19 protein-coding genes are annotated in these 19,835 nt (G+C 61.4%); 10 read left to right on the top strand and 9 right to left on the bottom strand.

The window, feature by feature from the left end; genetic code table 11:
- Positions 1–45: 45 nt before the first annotated feature.
- The 6 genes from dnaN to X727_RS150525 all read right to left on the bottom strand — a co-directional run bounded on the left by dnaN (position 46) and on the right by X727_RS150525 (position 7,194).
- Complete coding sequence (gene dnaN / locus X727_RS150500) at positions 46–1,164, bottom strand: DNA polymerase III subunit beta (RefSeq protein WP_023669575.1); 1,119 nt, start codon at positions 1,162–1,164, stop codon at positions 46–48.
- Between the two features lie 277 nt (positions 1,165–1,441).
- Positions 1,442–2,986 carry a chromosomal replication initiator protein DnaA gene (dnaA, locus tag X727_RS150505; protein ID WP_031204276.1) on the bottom strand — a complete coding sequence of 515 codons (1,545 nt, stop codon included), beginning with the start codon at positions 2,984–2,986 and terminating at the stop codon, positions 1,442–1,444.
- An 845-nt stretch (positions 2,987–3,831) separates the two neighbouring features.
- Positions 3,832–4,098, bottom strand: coding sequence for a 30S ribosomal protein S20 (gene rpsT, locus X727_RS150510; protein ID WP_023681995.1), 267 nt, complete (start codon positions 4,096–4,098; stop codon positions 3,832–3,834).
- Between the two features lie 159 nt (positions 4,099–4,257).
- The gene (locus X727_RS150515; protein WP_023834322.1) at positions 4,258–5,031 is read right to left on the bottom strand and encodes an enoyl-CoA hydratase; all 774 of its coding nucleotides are present in this window, start codon (positions 5,029–5,031) and stop codon (positions 4,258–4,260) included.
- 41 nt (positions 5,032–5,072) lie between these two features.
- Positions 5,073–5,963: a bifunctional DNA-formamidopyrimidine glycosylase/DNA-(apurinic or apyrimidinic site) lyase gene (gene mutM / locus X727_RS150520; RefSeq protein ID WP_023823750.1), complete on the bottom strand. Its 891-nt coding sequence runs from the start codon at positions 5,961–5,963 to the stop codon at positions 5,073–5,075.
- Entirely contained in the window at positions 5,956–7,194 is a 1,239-nt protein-coding gene (locus X727_RS150525; protein ID WP_023834321.1) for a phosphopentomutase, read from the bottom strand. Before X727_RS150525 ends, mutM begins: the two co-directional genes overlap by 8 nt.
- A 175-nt stretch (positions 7,195–7,369) precedes the next feature.
- On the opposite strand from X727_RS150525, the gene X727_RS150530 reads away from it, so the two are divergent.
- Entirely contained in the window at positions 7,370–8,323 is a 954-nt protein-coding gene (locus tag X727_RS150530) for a PhnD/SsuA/transferrin family substrate-binding protein (protein ID WP_023681991.1), read from the top strand.
- Positions 8,324–8,351: 28 nt separating this feature from the next.
- Here the strand turns inward: X727_RS150530 and X727_RS150535 are convergent, their stop codons facing one another.
- The 3 genes from X727_RS150535 to X727_RS150545 all read right to left on the bottom strand — a co-directional run bounded on the left by X727_RS150535 (position 8,352) and on the right by X727_RS150545 (position 10,211).
- Positions 8,352–8,987: a TadE/TadG family type IV pilus assembly protein gene (locus X727_RS150535; protein ID WP_023681990.1), complete on the bottom strand. Its 636-nt coding sequence runs from the start codon at positions 8,985–8,987 to the stop codon at positions 8,352–8,354.
- A gap of 30 nt (positions 8,988–9,017) precedes the next feature.
- Positions 9,018–9,635 carry a TadE/TadG family type IV pilus assembly protein gene (locus tag X727_RS150540; protein ID WP_050587055.1) on the bottom strand — a complete coding sequence of 206 codons (618 nt, stop codon included), beginning with the start codon at positions 9,633–9,635 and terminating at the stop codon, positions 9,018–9,020.
- Positions 9,636–9,788: 153 nt separating this feature from the next.
- Entirely contained in the window at positions 9,789–10,211 is a 423-nt protein-coding gene (locus X727_RS150545) for a pilus assembly protein N-terminal domain-containing protein (protein WP_023681988.1), read from the bottom strand.
- A gap of 347 nt (positions 10,212–10,558) precedes the next feature.
- Between X727_RS150545 and X727_RS150550 the strand changes: the two genes are divergently transcribed.
- The 9 genes from X727_RS150550 to X727_RS150590 all read left to right on the top strand — a co-directional run bounded on the left by X727_RS150550 (position 10,559) and on the right by X727_RS150590 (position 19,795).
- Entirely contained in the window at positions 10,559–10,729 is a 171-nt protein-coding gene (locus X727_RS150550) for a Flp family type IVb pilin (RefSeq protein WP_023834320.1), read from the top strand.
- Between the two features lie 149 nt (positions 10,730–10,878).
- Entirely contained in the window at positions 10,879–11,397 is a 519-nt protein-coding gene (locus X727_RS150555) for a prepilin peptidase (protein ID WP_023703464.1), read from the top strand.
- Between the two features lie 205 nt (positions 11,398–11,602).
- Positions 11,603–12,415, top strand: a complete 813-nt coding sequence (gene cpaB / locus X727_RS150560; protein ID WP_023681985.1) for a Flp pilus assembly protein CpaB — start codon at positions 11,603–11,605, stop codon at positions 12,413–12,415.
- On the top strand, positions 12,412–13,944 hold the full coding sequence (locus X727_RS150565) for a type II and III secretion system protein family protein (protein WP_023681984.1): 1,533 nt from the start codon (positions 12,412–12,414) through the stop codon (positions 13,942–13,944). The genes cpaB and X727_RS150565 overlap by 4 nt, the downstream gene beginning before the upstream one ends.
- 14 nt (positions 13,945–13,958) lie before the next feature.
- Positions 13,959–14,696 (top strand): CpaD family pilus assembly protein, encoded by a 738-nt coding sequence (locus tag X727_RS150570; RefSeq protein ID WP_023745283.1) that lies wholly within the window; start codon positions 13,959–13,961, stop codon positions 14,694–14,696.
- Positions 14,697–14,750: 54 nt separating this feature from the next.
- On the top strand, positions 14,751–16,034 hold the full coding sequence (locus X727_RS150575) for a CpaE family protein (protein WP_023681982.1): 1,284 nt from the start codon (positions 14,751–14,753) through the stop codon (positions 16,032–16,034).
- A gap of 29 nt (positions 16,035–16,063) precedes the next feature.
- The gene (locus X727_RS150580) at positions 16,064–17,569 is read left to right on the top strand and encodes a CpaF family protein (protein WP_023834319.1); all 1,506 of its coding nucleotides are present in this window, start codon (positions 16,064–16,066) and stop codon (positions 17,567–17,569) included.
- 155 nt (positions 17,570–17,724) lie between these two features.
- Positions 17,725–18,738 (top strand): type II secretion system F family protein, encoded by a 1,014-nt coding sequence (locus tag X727_RS150585; RefSeq protein WP_023669592.1) that lies wholly within the window; start codon positions 17,725–17,727, stop codon positions 18,736–18,738.
- Positions 18,739–18,778: 40 nt separating this feature from the next.
- Positions 18,779–19,795: a type II secretion system F family protein gene (locus X727_RS150590; protein WP_023696714.1), complete on the top strand. Its 1,017-nt coding sequence runs from the start codon at positions 18,779–18,781 to the stop codon at positions 19,793–19,795.
- Positions 19,796–19,835 lie beyond the last annotated feature (40 nt).

Genomic DNA, 19,835 nt, shown 5'->3' with positions numbered 1-19,835 from the left:
AAGTCGCCGCAATCAATTATGCTGCGGTGTGCCGCAGTGCGGCTGCTACACCCGCATCGGCATCAGCACGTAGAGCGCGGTCTCATCGGCCATGTCGTGGATCAGCGTCGGCGAACCGGCATCGGCCAGCATGAACTTGGCTTCCGTGCCGGTCAGTTGAGCAGCGACGTCGAGCAGATATTTGGCGTTGAAGCCGATCTCGATCGGGTCTGAGGAGTAATCAGCGGCCAGTTCCTCGGTTGCGCTGCCCGAATCCGGATTGTTGACGGCAAGCGTCACCTGGCCTTCGGTGATCGAAAGCTTCACCGCGCGGCCGCGCTCGGAGGAAATGGTCGAGACGCGATCGACGGCGGCGGCGAAGCTCTGGCGGTCGATGATCAGCTTCTTGTCGTTGCCGGTCGGAATGACGCGCTGGTAGTCCGGGAAAGTGCCGTCGATCAGCTTCGAGGTCAGAACCACGCTGCCGATGGTGAAGCGGATCTTGGTGTCGGACAATTCGGTGGTCACCGCGACATCGGGATCGTCGACCAGCTTCTGCAACTCGCTGACCGTCTTGCGCGGAATGATGATGCCCGGCATGCCTTCGGACCCGGCCGGAGCGTCGATCTCGGCGCGCGCCAGGCGGTGGCCGTCGGTCGCCACCGAACGCAGCTTCAGCTTGCCGCCAGTTTCATGCGTGTGCAGGTAGATGCCGTTGAGATAGTAGCGCGTCTCTTCGGTGGAGATGGCGAACTGGGTCTTTTCGATAAGGCCTCTCAGGGCGACGGAATCGAGCCGGAAGATGTGTGAGAAGGATCCCGCCGAAAGCTCCGGGAAATCGGACTGCGGCAGGCATTGCAGGCGAAAGCTCGAGCGGCCCGACGTTACCGTCATGGCGTTGCCGTCCTCGTCGGTCTTCAGCATCACTTCGGCGCCGTCGGCCAGCTTGCGCACGATGTCGTAGAGCAGGTGCGCCGGAACCGTCGTCGCCCCGCCGCGCTCGACCTTTGCCGGCGTCGCTTCGGTCACTTCGAGGTCGAGGTCGGTGGCTTTCATTTCAAGGCTGGCGCCCTCGGCGCTGAGCAGCACGTTCGACAGGATCGGTATGGTATTGCGCCGCTCGACCACGCGATGAACGTGGTTGAGCGACTTCAGGAGATTGGACCGTTCCAGGATAACACGCATGACGAAACAGGCTCGCTTGAATGAATGGACGGGTCACCAGTGGGCGGCGCCCCGCGAAAGGTCTGAACAGGCTCAGAATCTATGCAAACTGACAGGAAAAAGCCAGCAAACGCAAGTCCGGGCCACCGGTTCGCGCCGGTTAAGCGGGCTTTCTGGGGATAAAGCGGACGTTGGCCGGCAACCGATGCATGTCGCCGAAAACTGCGCAGCGGTTTTGGGACAACGACATGCATCAAAACAAGAAAATTTAAAGCGCGACGACCGTTTGCCGCGCCGATCAGGCTTGGTCGTTGATCAGCCTGCGCAACAGTTCCAGTTCCTGCGCCAGCGTGTTGTCGACGCCGGAAAGGTCCTCGATCTTGCGCACCGCATGCAGCACCGTGGTGTGGTCGCGCCCGCCGAACCGCCGGCCGATCTCCGGCAGCGAGCGCGGCGTCAATACCTTCGACAGGTACATGGCGACCTGCCTGGGCTTCACGATGGTGCGCGTGCGCCGGTTGGACAGCAACTCGGTCTTCGACACATTGTAGTGGCGCGCCACGATGCGCTGGATGTCCTCGATGCGCACCCGCTTCGGCTCGCCAGAGCGATAGATGTGCCCCAGGATCTCGTCGATGCGGTCGATGGTGATCGCCGGCTCGAACGACTGACGAAACAGCAGTTGGTTGAACGCGCCTTCCAGCTCACGCCCGCTGCCGGTGACGGTACGGGCGACATGGTTGAGGATCTCCTCCGAAATATTGAGCGACGCATCGTCGACCTTGGCCGTGGCAAGCCGCAGCTTGAGCATGCCGATGCGCATGGCGAAGTCCGGCGCCGACATTTCCAGCGCGACACCGCCATTGAGGCGCGAGCGCACCCGCGGTTCCAGCGATTCCAGTTCCGACGGCGGCCTGTCGGCGGCAACCACCACTTGCTTGGCGCTGTCGAGCAGCATGTTGATGAGATGGCAGAATTCGTGCTGGATCGACTTGCCCTGCAGGAACTGCATGTCGTCGATGATCAAGAGGTCGATGTCGCGCAGCTGTTCCTTCAGCGTCAGCGCATTGTTGTCGCGGATCGCGGTGGCGAAGCGCCACATGAAATATTCGGCCGTCAGATAGACGACGCGCGATTTCGGGTTCTGTTTCAGGGATTCGGCCGCAATCGCCTGCAAAAGGTGCGTCTTGCCGAGCCCGACGGTTGCATGAAGGAACAGCGGGTTGAAGCGCACCGCGCTCGACTGCGATTCCGCCACGGCTTTGGCTGCGGCGAAAGCCACCCGGTTCGACGGGCCTTCGATGAAGGAGCCGAACGTGTAGCGCGGGTCGAGCGGCGACCCCAGCACATTGTGCCGGAATTCGCTCTCGATCGGCGTGCCGGGACGAGGGGCGGGCGCCCGCTCCATCCTGCCGGGGCCGACCGTGCCGGCCGCCAATGCGGTCTGCGTATGCTTGGTCATCTTGCGCGCCGGCACGACCTCGGGTTCGACGCCATTGCGGGCCGGACGGGTCGCGGTGCGCACGACCATCTCAATCTTGAGGATTTCGGGATCCTCGTGCTTCCACAGATCGGCGATGAGATCGAGATAATGGCCATTGATCCACGAGCGCAGGAAGGCCGTGGGCACCGAGATGCGTACAATGCCCCGGGAAGCCTCAGCCACCTTCATACGGCCGAACCAGCTCGAATAGACCTCGGTTCCCAGGCGCGCCTTCAATTGGGCCTTGACCCGGTCGAACTTCTGTTCCGCGTCGTTGGAAGCCGCCATATCGTGCGCTCCGACCAATGTTCCGGGAAATGGCAGGTCGCCCGTAAGCTCCCGCTCGATGCCGCTCTGCATGATTGTGCGTCCCTTTTCCTTTGTACCTTTTTTCCGCCGGGAGTGCGCCTCCTGCACCCATGTTTCCGGCGACCGTATCTTCGCTACAACACCACCGCCGCCGCCGGCGGATGACGTTGCCTCGTCAAAAAGGGATGGGTCCCGGCTGCTTAAAGCCAGTCCGTCTGACATGTTCGGGCAAAGCGGTGCTACCCGGCGAAAACGCCGGTGCGCCATCAAGCTGCCATGTACAATTACGCCAGTCCCCTATCGTATCGAAAAGGCAAGCCATACCCGTTCGCGGAATTGATCCACGTCATGAATTCTGCCACTGTTAGCTGGCCGATTCAGGCTGGGTTAAGGGCTAATGGCCCGTCCCTTTCGATAGACCGACATTACCGAAATCGCTGTGGATAGGGCAAGGCCACCTCTAACGGATTTTTAAGGAATCTGGTTAGTGAACAACGGTTCGGGCTCCGTGCTGGAAGCGCATATTTTGACAAAGCCATTGGGATTCAAACCCTTTTGCCGCGAATATGAAAATGGCTGTGCGGTTTGAAATTTTCTGAAATAATTCGCTTGACACCAACTTGCTGCCTGTCGCCCACAGGCTATGTGAACAAGCTGTGGATCACTTCCAGCAAGCCACTGAAAAATATCAGCAATTTGTGACAGCCAAATTTATTGGCGTGGGCCGTTTCGGCGGATTGGAATATCAGTGGGAGTGTATGTGCCGGCAAAGCATTCCGGACTCTGGAATGCGGCTCGGGCGTGTTTTGCGGTCGTTCTTTTAAGTGCTTGCCGGCAAACGAAAAACCCGGCGCGATTGGCCGGGTTTGAAAGAACGACAGTTCAGGAACGGTCGATCAGGCCGACAGCACCTTGAGGCGGTGAGCCAGACGCGACACCTTGCGCGATGCCGTATTCTTATGGATCACGCCCTTGGTCGCGGCGCGCATCAATTCCGGCTCTGCGGTCTTGAAGGCTTCCAGCGCGGCTGCCTTGTCGCCGGCAGCCAGTGCCTCTTCGACCTGGCGGACATATGTACGCACGCGCGAGCGGCGGTTCTTGTTGATCGCTGCGCGGCGGGCGATCTTGCGCGTTGCCTTTTTGGCCGAGGAGGTATTGGCCATGATGCCTCTCTTCTGATCTGGTGGGCGCATGCGGGATGCCGCAGGGCGCAAAAAACAAACGGGCAGCCAACGGCCGCCTCGGTTGGAGCGGCTTATAGTTCAGCTTTTCCGGCGCGTCAACGCCGCTTTGGCTTCTTTTTGGTCCTCGCCGCCGCCACTCTAGCGATTGGTGAAATTCGGCTTCCGCTTCTCGGCAAAGGCTGCCATCCCTTCCTTCTGGTCGTCGAGCGCAAACAGCGAGTGGAACAGCCGGCGTTCGAAGCGCAGTCCCTCCGCCAGCGTCGTCTCGTAGGCGCGGTTGACTGCCTCCTTGGCCATCATCACCGATGGCAGTGAAAACTCTGATATCCTGGCCGCGGCCTTCATCGCCTCCTCGATCAACTCGCCGGCCGACACGACGCGCGAGGCCAGGCCGCTGCGCTCGGCTTCGGCGGCATCCATCATCCGACCGGTCAGGCACATGTCCATGGCCTTCGACTTGCCGACAAAGCGGGTCAGCCGTTGCGACCCGCCCATGCCGGGAATGACGCCGAGCGTGATTTCGGGCTGGCCGAATTTCGCCGTGTCGGCGGCAATGATGAAATCGCACATCATCGCCAGTTCGCAGCCGCCGCCCAGTGCATAGCCGGCGACCGCCGCGATCATCGGCTTGCGGGTGCGGGTAAACTGTTCCCAGCCGACGAAGAAATCCTGCACATAGGCCTCGGCGTAGGTGACGGCCTGCATTTCCTTGATGTCGGCGCCCGCCGCAAAAGCCTTCTCGGAACCGGTGATGACCATGGCGCCGATGCCGGGATCGGCGTCGAACCCCTTTGCCGCCGTCAGCAAATCCGCCAGCACCTGCGCGTTCAGCGCGTTGAGCGCCTTGGGCCGGTTCAGCGTGATCAGGCCGACCTTGCCGCGCGTCTCGACGATGATGGTTTCATAGCTCATGGGCTGACCTCCTGGTTGCGGCACTGAAGGACCGATCCAGCTTACCGCTGGCAGGTCCGGCAATAAAAGGTCGAGCGGCCGCTTTGCACGATGCGCTCGATGTGGCCGCGACAGCCGGGCGTCGGACAGGGCTCGCCTTCGCGATCGTAGACCGCGAAGGAATGCTGGAAATAGCCCAGCGACCCGTCTGTGTGCACATAGTCGCGCAGCGAAGACCCACCGGCGGCGATCGCATCGGCGATCACCGAACGGATTGCCCCGGCCAGTCGTTCGCTCTGTTCCTTGGCCTTCTTGCCGGTCCCGGCGATGGTGCCTGCCTCGCGCAATGGCGAAAGGCCGGCGCGCCACAGCGCTTCCGACACATAGATATTGCCGAGCCCGGCTATCAGCTTCTGGTCGAGCAGCGCCGCCTTCAACGGCGATCTGCGGCCCTTCAGCAGAGAGGCGAGCAGGGCGCCTTCCAGCGCATTGCCGGTCGGCTCGACGCCCAGTCCCGCCAGCATCGGATGCGCCTCGGCCAGGCCTTCCGCAAACAGCATGAAGCCGAAGCGACGCGGGTCGTTGAAGACCACGCGAGACTGGAGGCCGACAGGCGACACGACATGGAACACCACATGGTCGTGCTTGGCATTCTTCGAGCGCTCTTGATGGAACGTGCCGGGCGTCTCTTTGTCATCAGCGGCCTCGATGCGGAACGAGCCCGACATGCCGAGATGGCAGATCAGCACCGGGCCATCGTCCAGGTGTATGGTGAGATATTTGGCGCGGCGGCCAAGCGCGATGACGGTCTTGCCGGTCAGCCGCTGCGCAAATCTCGCCGGAAACGGAAATCGGAGATCGGGCCGGCGCGCCTCGACGCGCACGATCCGCGCGCATTCCAGAACCGGCTGCAGGCCGCGCCGGACGGTTTCGACCTCGGGCAGTTCAGGCATGGCCGCCTATCGCCGCATGGAAGGAAGCGCCGTGGCGGCCGCGCGCCAGCTTGAGGTGTTCGGCGACCGTCTCGCCGATATCGGCGAAGGTGGTCCTGAGCCCGATGTCGCCGCCCGTGAGACCTGGTGCGGTGCCGATGACCGGGACGCGTTCGCGCGTGTGGTCGGTGCCACGCCATGTCGGATCGTTGCCATGGTCGGCGGTGAGGATGAGCAGATCGCCCGGCTTCAGCTTTGCCAGTGCCTCGGGCAGCCGGCGGTCGAAGGCTTCGAGCGCTGCAGCATAGCCGGCGACGTCGCGGCGATGGCCGAACTCGGTGTCGAAGTCGACGAAATTGGCGAACACCAGGTCGCCGTCGCCGGCATCGTCCATCGCGCCCAGCGCCTTGTCGAACATTGCCATGTTGCCGGGCGCCTTGCGTACTTCCGAGATACCGCGGTGGGCGAAGATGTCGCCGATCTTGCCGACCGCGATCACCCGGCTGCCGCGCCCGGTCAAGCGGTCGAGCAGCGTCGGCTCAGGCGGCGGCACGGCGTAGTCATGGCGGTTGTAGGTGCGCTCGAAGGTGGCCGATGTTTCGCCCAGGAAAGGCCGTGCGATCACCCGTCCGATCTTCAGCGGATCGACCAGCCGGCGTACCGTCTTGCAGAACTCGTAGAGCCGCTCCAGGCCGAAATGAACTTCGTGCGCTGCTATCTGCAGGACGGAATCGACCGAGGTGTAGCAGATCGGCTGGCCAGTGCGGATATGCTCCTCGCCGAAGCGCTCGATGATCTCCGTGCCGGGCGCATGGCAGTTGCCGAGAATGCCCGGCACCTTACCCTCGCGGATCATCGCTTCGGTCAGTTCGGCAGGGAAGGCGGGCACCTTATCGGGGAAATAGCCCCAGTCGAACCGCACGGGCAGCCCGGCGATTTCCCAGTGACCCGACGGCGTATCCTTGCCGCTCGAAATCTCCTGCGCGGCGCCGTGGAAAGCGGAGGCTGAAACAGCGGCTTTGCTGTCGAATTGGAAGCCGGTTGCGGTTTCTGCTGCGCGGCCGAGACCGAGCGAAACCATGGTGGGCACCTTCAGCGGTCCCTCGCGCAGGCCCTCGCGATCGGCGCGGGCTTCCGCGCAGGCCAGCGCGATATGTCCGAATGTGTTCGAGCCGGCGTCGCCATAGGGTTCGGCATCGGCGGCGCCGCCAATGCCGAAAGAATCGAGAACGAAGAGGAAAGCGCGTGCCATCGGTGCCGTCATTGCCAGTCTGGTTGACCAGACATAAGGTCCCGTCGCGGCATTGGCAAATCGTAAACCAGGCGGCAACGGCCTGACGCGATGGTCGCGAAGTCGGGCAGGCGCGCTGTACGCATCCTTGAGACATGCGATGCGCTTCAAGGAACGGCGTGCGGGGCATGGATCGATGAGACGGGCTGACCTGGGTTGGAGTGCACTGGCGACCACTGTAGCGCTGCTGGCCTCGCAGCTCGCCGCGCACGCCGACTGGCGCGACCAGATCGGCACGTTTCGGATCGGCATCGTTGCCGAGCCGGGCGCCGGCAACACGGTTCCGGGTCTGGCCATGCTGACTGACGCCTACGGCAGGGCGCTCGGCATGAAGGTGGAATTCGTCGTCGCGCATGACTATGCGGCGCTGATAGAGGCACAGGCCATTGGCCGGATTCAGTACGCGGTCTATTCGGCGACCGCCTACGCCACCGCCTCGGAGCGCTGCGGCTGCGTCGAACCTCTTGTGGCGCCGGTCGATGCCGACGGTGCCACGGGCATCCGCTCCGTGCTTTTGACGCGCGACGGCAGGCTTTCCGATCTCGCGGCCCTGGAAACGCACCGCATCGCCATGGCGCCTTCCGACAATGTCGGCGGTTCGCTTCTACCGCTCGCCGGGCTGGCGGCCGACGGCATCAAGATCAGCCAGGATGCGCCATTCCTCGCTCATGCCGGCTCGGCTGCCGCCGCAGAAGCGATGCTGGTCGATGGCCAGGCCGATGCCTTGTTCGGCTGGGAGCGGGCCACGGCGGAAAACCGGACGGCGATTGCTGGCGATCAGCCGGCTGATCCGGACGGCACGGCGGCGCGACTGGAGGCGGCGGGCATTCCAGAAGCCGCGCTCCAGATCATCTGGACCTCCGGCGTGCTCAGATACGGCCCTCACGCCGTCCGCAGCGATCTCGACCCCGAAGCCAAACGCCGACTGACCGTCTTCCTCACCAATCTCAGATCGCAGTCGCCGGAAGTCTACGATTTCGTGGAATCGAAACATTCGGGAGGGTTCACGCTCGCCGCTGCGAGTGACTATGCGATGGCCGATTCCATCGTGCGCCTGGTGTCGGGCAGCACCGACAGCGGCGCGCAATAAAGCCGGGGTCGGATGGGCCAGAGCTGCTTCAGCAATCGCTGCAGGGGATCGACGTGGTCCGGCGCGGCCTGAGATAGTAGGTTTCGCTCATCGTTATCTTGCCTTCGTTGAAGGCCGAGATAAATCCGAGCGGCTTTTCGGAGCCTTCCGACCAGGAGATGATCGGTTGGTATGCTAGAGTGGTTTTGACACGAATGAGGAAAGTCCCCGCAACATTGAGCGTCGCCGGAACGGTGGTGGAAGTTGTCGGGTTGGAGTCGCGGCCAGTCTTCCCATCCAGCACGCTCCAGGACCACGCCACCTTTGCTTGCGGTATCGGATTGTTCGGGTCGGTTCTGATGTCGATTGCCGTAATGGAGATATTGGCGACCGAGCGGTTGTAAGGCTGAAGGCTGGAGTTGCCGATCTTCATGATGTCGGTGAGATCTGCGTTGACCACCGACGTTTGCTGCGTGACGAGGTCGGCAACCATGGAGCTGATGCGGCTGACCTTCTTGCTGGCCTCGATGGCTTGCGAGGCCTCCATCGTAATGAAATACATGATCAGCAAGACAGGCACGATGAGGGCAAACTCGACGGCCGCTATGCCGCGCCGATCGGAAAAAAACCGCGCCGCTCTCTTCCAGCTAACCGACATCCCCGGATGTGCCCCCGCACGAAACATGCACTTTTCCTTTTGCTTACACGTGCAATTTCAGTTGTCGAATGGCTCGTTTTGCCACGTTGTCGTCGCGTAATGCAGAGTCTTGCCGCCATCCATATTCGACATGTATTGAGCCATGAAATCGGTCATGACCGGCCAAGGGTAAAAGACCCGCAGCATGTTCTTTGATTCTGCCGGACCTATTGTAGGGGTCCCGAAAGCCGGGTCCTTGCCTGTATCCGGATCCTTGCCCGTCAGCGTGATGGTCGAGCCGGAAATCGTGAAACCCGCACTGGCTGCCCCGGCAAAGGTCTTGAACGGGCGCAGATCCACCAGCAAACCGGGGCAACCCTTCGCGACAATGATCTCGAGTCTGGCGCAGACCAAGCCCTTCAGCTTCTCTTCCGTCACATCGGCTTGCCTCAACTGGCCAGTACGCAACTGACGGGCGATATCATCGGTGATGTTGGCCATCACCTCCTGTCCGGCAAATGAAACGCAGCTCTCGAGGATGGCGAAGACGAGAGCCGCAAACGGTAGCGCAAGCATCGCGAATTCTATCGCCGTGCTGCCGCGCCGATCACGAAGGAAACGACGGGCAAACGTCACGCGCCCTGCCTTGGCCTTGCAGATCTCGCGTTCTGAATCCTCGTCCAAAACGTCGCCCATATCCCGTTCCTGCGATCCTGATGCGGTACCGTCAGCACCACTATCAAGAACCCATTTAGCTCCGGTTTGAATGACCGTTAAATTCGACCAGGCGACATTAACCGGCCGCTAACCGACGCGGCTTTCCCGAGACAATCGAGCCAACTGAGGCGCTTACTGCCCAGCGCTCATCTCGGCTTCGGACGACTTTTCCGAGTCGCTCTTGTACGAGCTTTCGCAATAGGGCGTGCAGGACATGGTCTGTACCGAGGCGCGCCTGTAGATACGCACGGACGACGCGTCCTGGCGCACCACGGTCACCTGCTCGTCGACGATCGGGCTGCCATCGTGGTCGAGGACAACCAGATTGGTGACGCCGAACCCCTTGCCAGTCAGTACGATCGTCGATGCATCCTGGACGGAGGCGTCGGCAATCGCCGGATTGCCGACGACTATGGTGTCGGCGGGGCGTGTCAGTTTGACGATCTTGGCCTGATTCATCGTCACTTCGATGCCGGCTCCGGCCTTGGCCGGCAGCACAAAAGCCGGGACGGCGAGAAGCGCGACAAGCAGGAATGACGATTTCATGGCAGTCATCAAGGCGCTCCACAGCGGCAAAACTTGTTCAAAGAAACATGAAGGAGATTGGTGAACCAACGGTTAAACCCTTGACCGGCGCCGGGGTATTCGCACCAATCCTGCTGCCAGCTAATGTAACAATGCATCCTGCCGATAGCCGTGAAATTACAGCTCTTCACGGGCAGGCGAGCTACTGTCCAGCGTTTAGTTTACGGTTAACCACGCAAGCTGTTCGAAGCGGGAAAGGAATCGGTAAGGCTGTTTATTAAGCCGATTGAAAGAGCTTCTCCGTAGATTGGCAGCATCCGATCAACCACCACAGAAGTTGACGGAAGTGCTGTAACACGTGGAGTAGGAGCTCTCGAATGTCTAATCTCATCGCACGTTTCGCGAAGGACGAATCCGGCGCGACCGCTATCGAATACGGTCTGATCGCCGCTCTCATCGCGCTTGCCATCATGGTTGGCGCTGGTCAGCTCGGCAATGCCCTGAACGCCAAGTTCATCGCCATCGCCGGTAAGGTGAGTGGTTCGTAATACACTGGTTGCCTTAGAGATAGGGGCCGCCTGACTGGCGGCCCTTATTTCATCGCGTCGGGTGGTTTTGAGTAACCCAGTCTCATCGATCGTTAATCATATATGTCTAGGCTGAGGCTGGATACAGTTGGCAACAGGGTGTCGCGCCCATGCTCGAAGCGTTGATCTTCGTCATCTTTCCTTTTTGCATGCTCTTCGCCGCGATCTCCGACATGCTGTCGATGACGATCGCCAACCGCGTACCGGTGCTGCTGCTGGCGGTGTTTGCGCTGGTTGCGCCGCTGACGGCCATGGACTGGGCAACCTATGGCTGGCATTTCGCCGCCGGCGGCCTGGTGCTGGCCGTGACGTTCGGTCTGTTTGCACTCGGCGGCATGGGTGGCGGCGACGCCAAGCTGCTCGCCGGCACCGCCGTCTGGATGGGGTTCAACATTCACCTTGTCGAGTATCTCGTGATATCGACGTTCATCGGCGGACTGCTGACGCTCGCCATCCTTCTCTACCGGAAATCGCCGCTGGCGATTTACACCAGCCACAATCTATTCCTGCGCCATTTCGCCGACGACACGACTGGCGTTCCCTACGGCATTGCACTCGGCATTGGCGGGCTGCTGACCTATCCGGATTCACCCCTGATGGTTTGGGCACTGGCAAAGCTGGCGAACTGAAACAGCAAGCAACCTTTGCCGCTCCGACATCGGTCTGAAAAGAGGCCGCTGTTCGCCCTTTCTGTCGTCGGAGCACGGGTCCGTCCAATTTATGTAAACCTTAAATTAATCACGATCGTAAGCATTGCATTAACCTTGTTTTGACGATTGCCGCTGCAAAGTCCGGCCTGGCTAGGTGGTTGCCTAAAGGCGAGGGTTCGGACAGATGCCAGCATCCCGACTGATTATTCTGGGCGTGGCGGTGGCTGCGGCGGGTGGTGCAGGTTATGTTGCCAAGAATATGGTGGCGGTCCCGCCCCAGCAGGTCGTCGCCGATGCCCCGCAGGCGCCGGCCATTGCCTTGCAGGATGTGCTCGTGCTTTCCGGCGACGTGCCGATGGGCAGCCCACTTGAGAACAATCTCAGCTGGGAGTCCTGGCCGTCCGATGGCATCAATGCGAATTTCATCACCCGTGCCGCCGAACCCGAAGCGCGGGAGAAACTGAAGGGCTCCGTCGCCCGCATGGCGATGTACACCGGTGAGCCGCTGCGGCGCTCCAAGCTGATCGGCGAGGGGCAAAGCTTCATGTCTTCGATCCTGCCCACCGGCATGCGTGCCGTCGCCACCGCGATCTCGGCTGACACGTCGGCAGGCGGGTTCATCCTGCCCAACGATTTTGTCGACGTCATCATGACCCGCAGATCCGACACCGGCAACGGCGGCAGCGGATTCACCACCGAGACCATCCTCAAGAACATCCGCGTCCTGGCGATCGATCAGACCATCCAGGAGGACGAGGAAGGCAAGAAGACCAGGGTCGGACAGACGGCGACGCTGGAGCTGACGCCGCAGCAGGCCGAGATCATAACCGTCGCCCAGCAGATGGCCGATCGCCTGACGCTGGCGCTGCGCTCGATCACCGACAACAAGGAAAAGGGTACCGATGAAGCCGACTACCTCGTTTCCGGCAGTGGGCGGCGCGGAACGGTGCGGTTGATCAAATCGGGCGAAGTTTCCGAAGTAGGGGCAAGGAAATGAGGTTAGTCGCTAAACTGCCGGTCACCATGGCTGCAGCCGTCGGCCTGCTTTTCCTCGGAGCCCATGCAAGTGGCCTCGGCGACGCCAAGGCCGCCGGAAAGAGCGTCGGGGTCACGGCCTCGACCGCCACGCAACGTGTCAAGCTCGGCCTCAACAAATCGGTCGTCATCGATCTGCCGAGCGACGCCTACGACATCCTTGTCGCCAATCCCGCGGTCGCCGATGCGGTGACCCGCACCGCAAGGCGCATCTATCTGTTCGGCAAGTCGGTGGGCGAAACCAACATCTTCGTCTTCGGTCCCAATGGCGAGCAGATTGCCAGCCTGGATCTGGCCGTCGAACGCGACGTCGCCGGATTGGAAGACTACCTCAAGCGCTTCCTTCCGAATGCCGAGATCAAGGTCGAATTGCTGAACGACAACGTCGTCCTGACCGGGACGGTGGATACGCCGCTCGATGCCAAGCGCGCCGTCGATCTGGCAACCATCTTCGTGTCCGGCGGTGAAGCGACGACGGGCCAGTATTCGCAGACCGCGGCCGGCGGTAATGCCAATGGCGGCGTCGACATCAACAACCCGGATGCCGAACGCCGGGTCTCGAAGATCGTCAACCTGCTACAGATCATCGGCGACGACCAAGTGACGCTGAAGGTGACCGTGGCCGAAGTCAGCCGCTCGGTGATGAAGCAGCTCGGCGTCAACATGGTTGGCAGCGGCAGCATGGACGGCATCGCCTACGGTGCGCTGAGTTCGCCCAACTACGGTTTGGGAAAGCCGCTTTCGCAGAATTCAGGCTTTAACTTGGGCGGCAGTGGCCTCAAAGCCTACATCAATGCCATGGAGCAAAGCGGCGTCATGAAGACGCTTGCAGAACCGACCCTCACCGCGGTTTCGGGCGAGAAGGCAACGTTCAGGGTCGGCGGCGAATTCAATCTCATCACGGCACGTACGAACAACGTTTCGACCGACAACCAGACCGGCCAGGTCACCTACACCAACGAAAAGCTGGAATACGGCATAGGCCTCGAGTTCCAGCCCGTTGTGCTGTCGGCGGGTCGGATCAGCCTCAAGGTCAGAACATCGGTTTCGGAGCCGACCTCGGAAGGTGCTACCACCCTGGAAGGCGGCGGCAGCTTGCCCGGCCTGACGCTTCTGTCGATCCGCAAGAGACTTGCCGACACCACCGTCGAATTGCCGTCGGGCGGTTCGATGATGATTGCCGGCCTCGTTCGCGACGACGTCCGCCAGGCTGTATCGGGCTTGCCCGGCCTGACCAAGATCCCGGTGCTCGGCACGCTATTCCGCAGCCGCGATTTCGTCCGCAATGAAACTGAACTGGTCATCATCATCACGCCTTATCTGGCTCGGCCGGTGGCGCGCAACGACCTGGCTAAGCCGGACGACAATTTCAATGCCGCCGGCGATGGTCCGGCCATGTTCCTTGGCCGCGTCAACCGCGTCTACGGCACCATGCAGACCGACAAGCCCAACGGCCGCTACCACGGCGTTGTCGGCTTCATCTACAAGTAAGCGGGGAAGCGGACATGTCTCAGTCAGCATCAAAGGTACTGGCGATTGCCGCAAAGGCATGGTCTGGCCGTGGCCGGATCCGCCGATCGGCAATGCCGATCCTGGCGGTCGCGATCGCCGCCTCGCTTGCCGGTTGCGCTAAGCGCGACAGCATCACGGTTGGGGCGATTCCCGATGATTATCGCACCACGCATCCGATCGTAATTGCTGAGAAGAACCAGAAGCTCGACCTCCCGGTCGGCGCCGGCGATCGCGGCATGACCGGCTCGCAGCGCGACACGCTTCTGGGCTTCCTCGACGGTTACGACAAGAGCGCTGCCCCGGCGCTGACGATCGCAACCCCGATCGGCTCGGCTAATGAGGTCGCGGCGACTGCCGCGGCGCGCGATTTCGCAAGGCTGGCGGTTGCCAGCGGCATCAAGCTAAACCGGATCGTGGTGACCTCCTACCAGTCGGTTTCCCCGGAAGCGTCGGCGCCTATCCGCGTTTCCTATATTTCGGTGAGAGCCCAGACCGACAAATGCGGGCGCTGGCCCGAAGACATCCTCGAAACCTCCGAAAACAAGCACTACGCCGATTACGGCTGCTCGTCTCAAAACAACCTCGCCGCGCAACTCGCCAATCCGACCGATCTGCTCGGGCCAAGAAAGTCGTCCGACATCGACGCCGAGAACCGCGGCGCGGTGATCGACGTCTACCGCGGCAGAGGTATTTCGGACGAGTTCCTCGGCAATTCGGAAGTGACGTACTAGGAGCGCCGGTCCCGCGTAGAGACCGGAAGAGAAGTCACGGAAAAGAGCATGACAATGAGCAATCTTGCCTACGATACGCCCGTAGACGGCGGCGACAGCTCGCAATTGGATATTGCCGCGATGCAGGCGCTGCGGCCGGTTCCGCGTATTTCCATCCAGGCATTTTGCGAGACGGAAGGTGTCGCGCATCCGGTGGAGCGGGCCGGCGAGGATCGCCGCATGGCCAAGGCGCATCTGAAAGTGCATATGGGCGGCATCGCCACGGCGATCGAATTCTACCAATCCGCGCCGACGCCGAACCTCATCCTTCTGGAGTCGCGCAGCGAACCGAAGCAGTTGCTGGAGCAGCTTGCCCAGCTTTCAGAATATTGCGATCCCTCCTCTAAAGTCGTGGTGATCGGCCACTACAACGATGTCGGTCTTTACCGCGAACTCATCCGCTTCGGTATTTCCGAATACGTCATCGCGCCCGTGTCGATGGCCGATATTGTCTCGGTGGTTTCGTCGATCTTCGTCGATCCGGAAGCCGAGCCGATCGGCCGCTCGATCGCCTTCGTCGGCGCCAAGGGTGGCGTCGGCTCCTCGACCATCGCCCACAATGTGGCGTGGGCGATGTCATCGCTGTTCAAGTCGGAAGTGGTCGTCGCCGATCTCGACCTGGCTTTCGGGACGGCCAACATAAACTTCGACCAGGACCCTGCGCAAGGCATCGCCGAGGCCGTGTTTTCGCCCGAACGCGTCGACGAGGTTTATCTCGACCGTCTGCTTGCCCAGTGCGCCGAACATCTGTCGCTGCTCGCCGCGCCCTCCACCCTCGAACGTGTCTATGATTTCGATCCCGATGCCTTCACGCAACTCATCGATACCGCCCAGCGCAGCGTGCCGCTGCTGGTGCTCGACGTCCCCCATATCTGGACGGGCTGGACCAAGAACACACTGATCAAGGCCGACGAGATCGTCATCACTGCGACGCCGGAATTGGCCAATCTGCGCAACACCAAGAATCTGGTCGATATGCTGACGCGTCTTCGCCCGAACGATCCGCCGCCGAAACTGATCATCAATCAGGCCGGCGTGCCGAAACGGCCCGAGATTTCCGCTTCCGACTTCGCCGAGCCGCTCAGCCTCACGCCGATGTCGGTCATCGCCTTCGACCCGTTGTTGTTTGGAAATGCCGCGAACAACGGCCGCATGCTGGGCGAGATGGATCCCAAGAGCCCGGTCGTCGGCATGATCAACGAAATCGCGCACGTGCTGACCGGTCGCAGCGAAATCAAGGCCAGGAAGAAGGCAGGCCTTGGCGGCCTCCTCGGCAAGCTCTCGCGTAACAAGAAATGACGCTTCTCAAGCGAAATTGGTAGTCGATCATGTTTGGAAAAAGAGGCTCCGACGACGGCGGCCGGTTCACCCCGGAGTTCCGTCAGCCAGCGTCAGCGGCGCCGGCTGCTGCAACGCCTGCGGAGATGGGGGTACTTGCCCGACCCCCGGCAGCGCCGCCGCCGGGAGCGCTGGCAACGCCGCCAACTCGCCGTGCCGTTGAGGCGCCGTCGATGGCGCCGGAGCCGCCAAAAAAGATCCAGCGCGAAAAAAGCGAAACCTACTACGACACCAAGAGCCAGGTCTTCTCCGCGCTCATCGACACCATTGACCTGTCGCAACTTGCGAAACTCGATCCCGAGAGCGCGCGCGAGGAAATCCGCGATATCGTCAACGACATCATCGCCATCAAAAATTTCGCAATGTCGATCGCCGAGCAGGAAGAGTTGCTCGACGACATCTGCAACGATGTGCTAGGCTACGGGCCGCTGGAACCGCTGCTCGCCCGCGACGATATCGCCGACATCATGGTCAACGGCTCCAAGAACGTCTACATCGAAGTCAACGGCAAGGTCGAACAGACCGGCATCCGCTTCCGCGACAATCAGCAGCTGCTCAACATCTGCCAGCGCATCGTCAGCCAAGTTGGCCGCCGCGTCGACGAATCGAGCCCGATCTGTGACGCCCGTCTTCCTGACGGGTCTCGCGTCAACGTGATCGCGCCGCCGCTCTCCATCGACGGCACCGCGCTCACCATCCGCAAGTTCAAGAAGGACAAGCTGACGCTCGATCAGCTGGTCAAGTTCGGCGCCATCTCGCCGCAGGGCGCCGAGATACTCAAGATTATCGGCCGCGTCCGCTGCAACATCGTCATCTCCGGCGGTACCGGCTCCGGCAAGACGACGCTGCTCAACTGCTTGACCAACTATATCGACCGCGAGGAACGCGTCATCACCTGCGAAGACTCGGCCGAACTGCAACTGCAGCAGCCGCACGTGGTGCGTCTCGAAACCCGCCCGCCCAATCTCGAGGGCGAAGGCGAGGTGACAATGCGCGACCTGGTCAAGAACTGCCTGCGCATGCGGCCCGAACGCATCATCGTCGGCGAAGTGCGCGGACCGGAGGTTTTCGACCTGCTGCAGGCGATGAACACCGGCCATGATGGGTCGATGGGAACGATCCACTCCAACAGCCCGCGCGAATGCCTGAACCGTATCGAATCGATGATCGCCATGGGCGGCTATTCGCTGCCGCAGAAGACCGTGCGTGAAATCGTCGTCGGCTCCATCGATGTCATCATCCAGGCAGCACGCCTTCGCGACGGCTCGCGCCGCATCACCCACATCACCGAGGTGATCGGCATGGAAGGCGACGTCATCATCACGCAGGATATCGTGCTCTACAACATCAAGGGCGAGGACTCGAATGGAAGGCTGCTTGGCGAGCACGTGTCGACCGGCATCGGCCGTCCGCACTTCTGGGATCGCGCCCGCTACTATGGCGAGGAACAGCGCCTCGCCAATGCGCTGGAATCGATGGAGAAACGCGCTGACTGACGCATATCGAGGTTGGAAGCAATTCCAGAAAAAGTGTGAAGCGGTTTTCCCGGGAAAAGCGCGTAGTGCTTTCCCTTGGGAATTGCGTCAAAACAAAGCGATAGCGCATATCGCCGTTTCCTTGAAACGGCGATATGCGCTGGGGACCGAGGTCGATGTTCGGAATTGACACCACCGTACTGGCGTTCATCGTGCTCGCCGGCTTCAGCGCCGGTGCGGTCGCCTATGCCTTCCTGTTCACCAAGATGAGCAACGAGAAGCAGGCCGGCAAGCGGCTCGAGACGATCAAGGCCGCCGAGACCGATCGTTCGGTCGTCAAGGCTTCGCGCGACCGTGTCGCGGAGGCGGTCAAGCGGCGTAAATCTGTCCAGGACACGCTGAAACAGCTCGACGAAAAGCAGAAAACCAACGAACTCGCCGTCAAGAAGCCGCCGTTAAAGGCCCAGATTCGTCAGGCCGGCATGCAGGTCTCGATCGAGCGTTTCTATATCTACTCCGTCATTTGCGGCATCGCGCTGACGGTGCTTGCCTATCTCGCCGGCGCGCCGCTTCTGGTCCTGCCGGGCGCGCTGCTGGCGGGGGCGCTCGGCCTGCCGCGCTGGTTCGTCTCGTTTCGCCGCGCGCGCCGGGTCAAGGCGTTCCTCAACGAATTTCCCAACGCCCTCGACATCATCGTGCGCGCCGTCAAATCCGGCCTGCCGCTCAACGACGCCATTCGCCTGATCGCCAGTGAATCGCCGGAGCCGGTCAAGACCGAGTTCCGCCGGATCGTCGATTCACAGCAGATTGGCATGTCCATCCCCGATGCCACCTTGCGCATGGCTGAAACCATGCCGTGCAGCGAGGCAAGCTTCTTCGGCATCGTTATTCAGATCCAGTCACAGGCCGGCGGTAATCTCTCCGAGGCGCTTGGCAACCTGTCGCGCGTGCTTCGCGATCGCAAGAAGATGAAGGCCAAGGTCCAGGCGCTTTCCATGGAAGCCAAGGCGTCGGCCGTCATCATCGGCGCGCTGCCTTTTGTCGTCGCCCTTCTCGTCTATCTGTCGAGCCCGAACTACATCATGCCGCTGTTCACCACCAGCACCGGCAATCTGATCCTCGGCTGTTCCGGCGTCTGGATGTCGATCGGCATTCTGGTGATGCGCAAGATGATGAACTTTGAAGTTTAGGCCGACCTTGGAAAGCTCGAAACGAAAAGACTGAAAACGAATGACCGACCAAGTCGTAAAATCGCTGACCGATCCTGCCTTCCTGATAGCGTTGCTGGTTGGCATTGCGGTGTTCGCGACCGTCTTCACGGTGCTGCCGGCCCTTGGTGGCAATCAGCTCAAGACTCGCATGAGATCGGTGGCGCTGGAGCGTGACGAATTGCGCGCCAAGCAGCGCGCGCGGCTTGCCAATGAAGCCGATCGTCGCCGCAAGGGGCTGCGCGAAGAGCAGTCGATCGGCATGCGCAACATCGTCGACAGGCTGGACCTGCGGCGTGCGTTGGCCGATGAAGGCACGTTGCAGAAGCTCAAGGTGGCGGGCTTTCGTGGCCAGAACCCGCTGACCCGCTTCCTGTTCTTCCGCCTGATCCTGCCTTTTGTCGGTTTCGCGCTGGCAGCGATCTATCTGTTCGTGCTCGGCGGACTGCCTGACCGGCCGGCCTTCGTGAAACTGTTCGTCTGCATCCTTGTCGCCTACGCCGGTTTCTACGCGCCGATCCTTTACGTCAACAATCGTGCCGCCAAGCGCAAGCAGTCGATCCAGGCGGCGTGGCCGGATGCGCTCGACCTGATGCTGATCTGCGTCGAATCGGGCATGTCGGTCGAGGCCGCCTTGCGCAAGGTCTCCGAGGAGATCGGTTCGCAGTCGGTGGCGCTGGCGGAGGAATTCGTGCTGACCAACGCCGAACTCTCTTATCTGCAGGAGCGCAAGCAGGCTTATGAAAACCTCTCGGCTCGTACCGGCCTGGAGTCGGTGAAGTCAGTGTCCCAGGCGCTGGTCCAGGCCGAACGCTACGGCACACCCGTGGCGCACGCATTGCGCGTGCTGGCCTCGGAAAGCCGTGACATGCGCATGAATGCCGCCGAGAAGAAGGCCGCCGCCCTGCCGCCGAAGCTTACCGTGCCGATGATCCTGTTCTTCCTGCCGGTTTTGTTCGCCATCATTCTAGGCCCAGCCGGCATTCAGGTCAGTCAGCGCGGCATCTTCGGCGACCAGCACAATTCCTCAAGCCAGTAGGCCTCGGTTGCAGCCGTACAAAAGAGCCGCACTGCCAATG

Origin of the sequence: Mesorhizobium sp. L103C105A0 (genome assembly GCF_000502215.1) — a bacterium.
Classification (GTDB): Bacteria; Pseudomonadota; Alphaproteobacteria; order Rhizobiales; family Rhizobiaceae; genus Mesorhizobium.
The sequence above is the reverse complement of the archived record's forward strand: the minus strand, read 5'-3'. Positions and strand labels throughout refer to the sequence as shown.

Bases quoted from the DNA above. Each gene is read 5' to 3' on its own strand.
- X727_RS150550 (WP_023834320.1), top strand. From the start codon at position 10,559: ATGTCTAATCTCATCGCACGTTTCGCGAAGGACGAATCCGGCGCGACC.
- X727_RS150540 (WP_050587055.1), bottom strand. From the start codon at position 9,635: ATGGGCGACGTTTTGGACGAGGATTCAGAACGCGAGATCTGCAAGGCC.
- rpsT (WP_023681995.1), bottom strand. From the start codon at position 4,098: ATGGCCAATACCTCCTCGGCCAAAAAGGCAACGCGCAAGATCGCCCGC.
- mutM (WP_023823750.1), bottom strand. From the start codon at position 5,963: ATGCCTGAACTGCCCGAGGTCGAAACCGTCCGGCGCGGCCTGCAGCCG.
- dnaA (WP_031204276.1), bottom strand. From the start codon at position 2,986: ATGCAGAGCGGCATCGAGCGGGAGCTTACGGGCGACCTGCCATTTCCC.
- X727_RS150525 (WP_023834321.1), bottom strand. From the start codon at position 7,194: ATGGCACGCGCTTTCCTCTTCGTTCTCGATTCTTTCGGCATTGGCGGC.
- X727_RS150515 (WP_023834322.1), bottom strand. From the start codon at position 5,031: ATGAGCTATGAAACCATCATCGTCGAGACGCGCGGCAAGGTCGGCCTG.
- X727_RS150585 (WP_023669592.1), top strand. From the start codon at position 17,725: ATGTTCGGAATTGACACCACCGTACTGGCGTTCATCGTGCTCGCCGGC.
- X727_RS150535 (WP_023681990.1), bottom strand. From the start codon at position 8,987: ATGTTTCGTGCGGGGGCACATCCGGGGATGTCGGTTAGCTGGAAGAGA.
- X727_RS150545 (WP_023681988.1), bottom strand. From the start codon at position 10,211: ATGACTGCCATGAAATCGTCATTCCTGCTTGTCGCGCTTCTCGCCGTC.
- X727_RS150555 (WP_023703464.1), top strand. From the start codon at position 10,879: ATGCTCGAAGCGTTGATCTTCGTCATCTTTCCTTTTTGCATGCTCTTC.
- cpaB (WP_023681985.1), top strand. From the start codon at position 11,603: ATGCCAGCATCCCGACTGATTATTCTGGGCGTGGCGGTGGCTGCGGCG.
- dnaN (WP_023669575.1), bottom strand. From the start codon at position 1,164: ATGCGTGTTATCCTGGAACGGTCCAATCTCCTGAAGTCGCTCAACCAC.
- X727_RS150575 (WP_023681982.1), top strand. From the start codon at position 14,751: ATGAGCAATCTTGCCTACGATACGCCCGTAGACGGCGGCGACAGCTCG.
- X727_RS150570 (WP_023745283.1), top strand. From the start codon at position 13,959: ATGTCTCAGTCAGCATCAAAGGTACTGGCGATTGCCGCAAAGGCATGG.
- X727_RS150530 (WP_023681991.1), top strand. From the start codon at position 7,370: ATGAGACGGGCTGACCTGGGTTGGAGTGCACTGGCGACCACTGTAGCG.
- X727_RS150580 (WP_023834319.1), top strand. From the start codon at position 16,064: ATGTTTGGAAAAAGAGGCTCCGACGACGGCGGCCGGTTCACCCCGGAG.
- X727_RS150565 (WP_023681984.1), top strand. From the start codon at position 12,412: ATGAGGTTAGTCGCTAAACTGCCGGTCACCATGGCTGCAGCCGTCGGC.
- X727_RS150590 (WP_023696714.1), top strand. From the start codon at position 18,779: ATGACCGACCAAGTCGTAAAATCGCTGACCGATCCTGCCTTCCTGATA.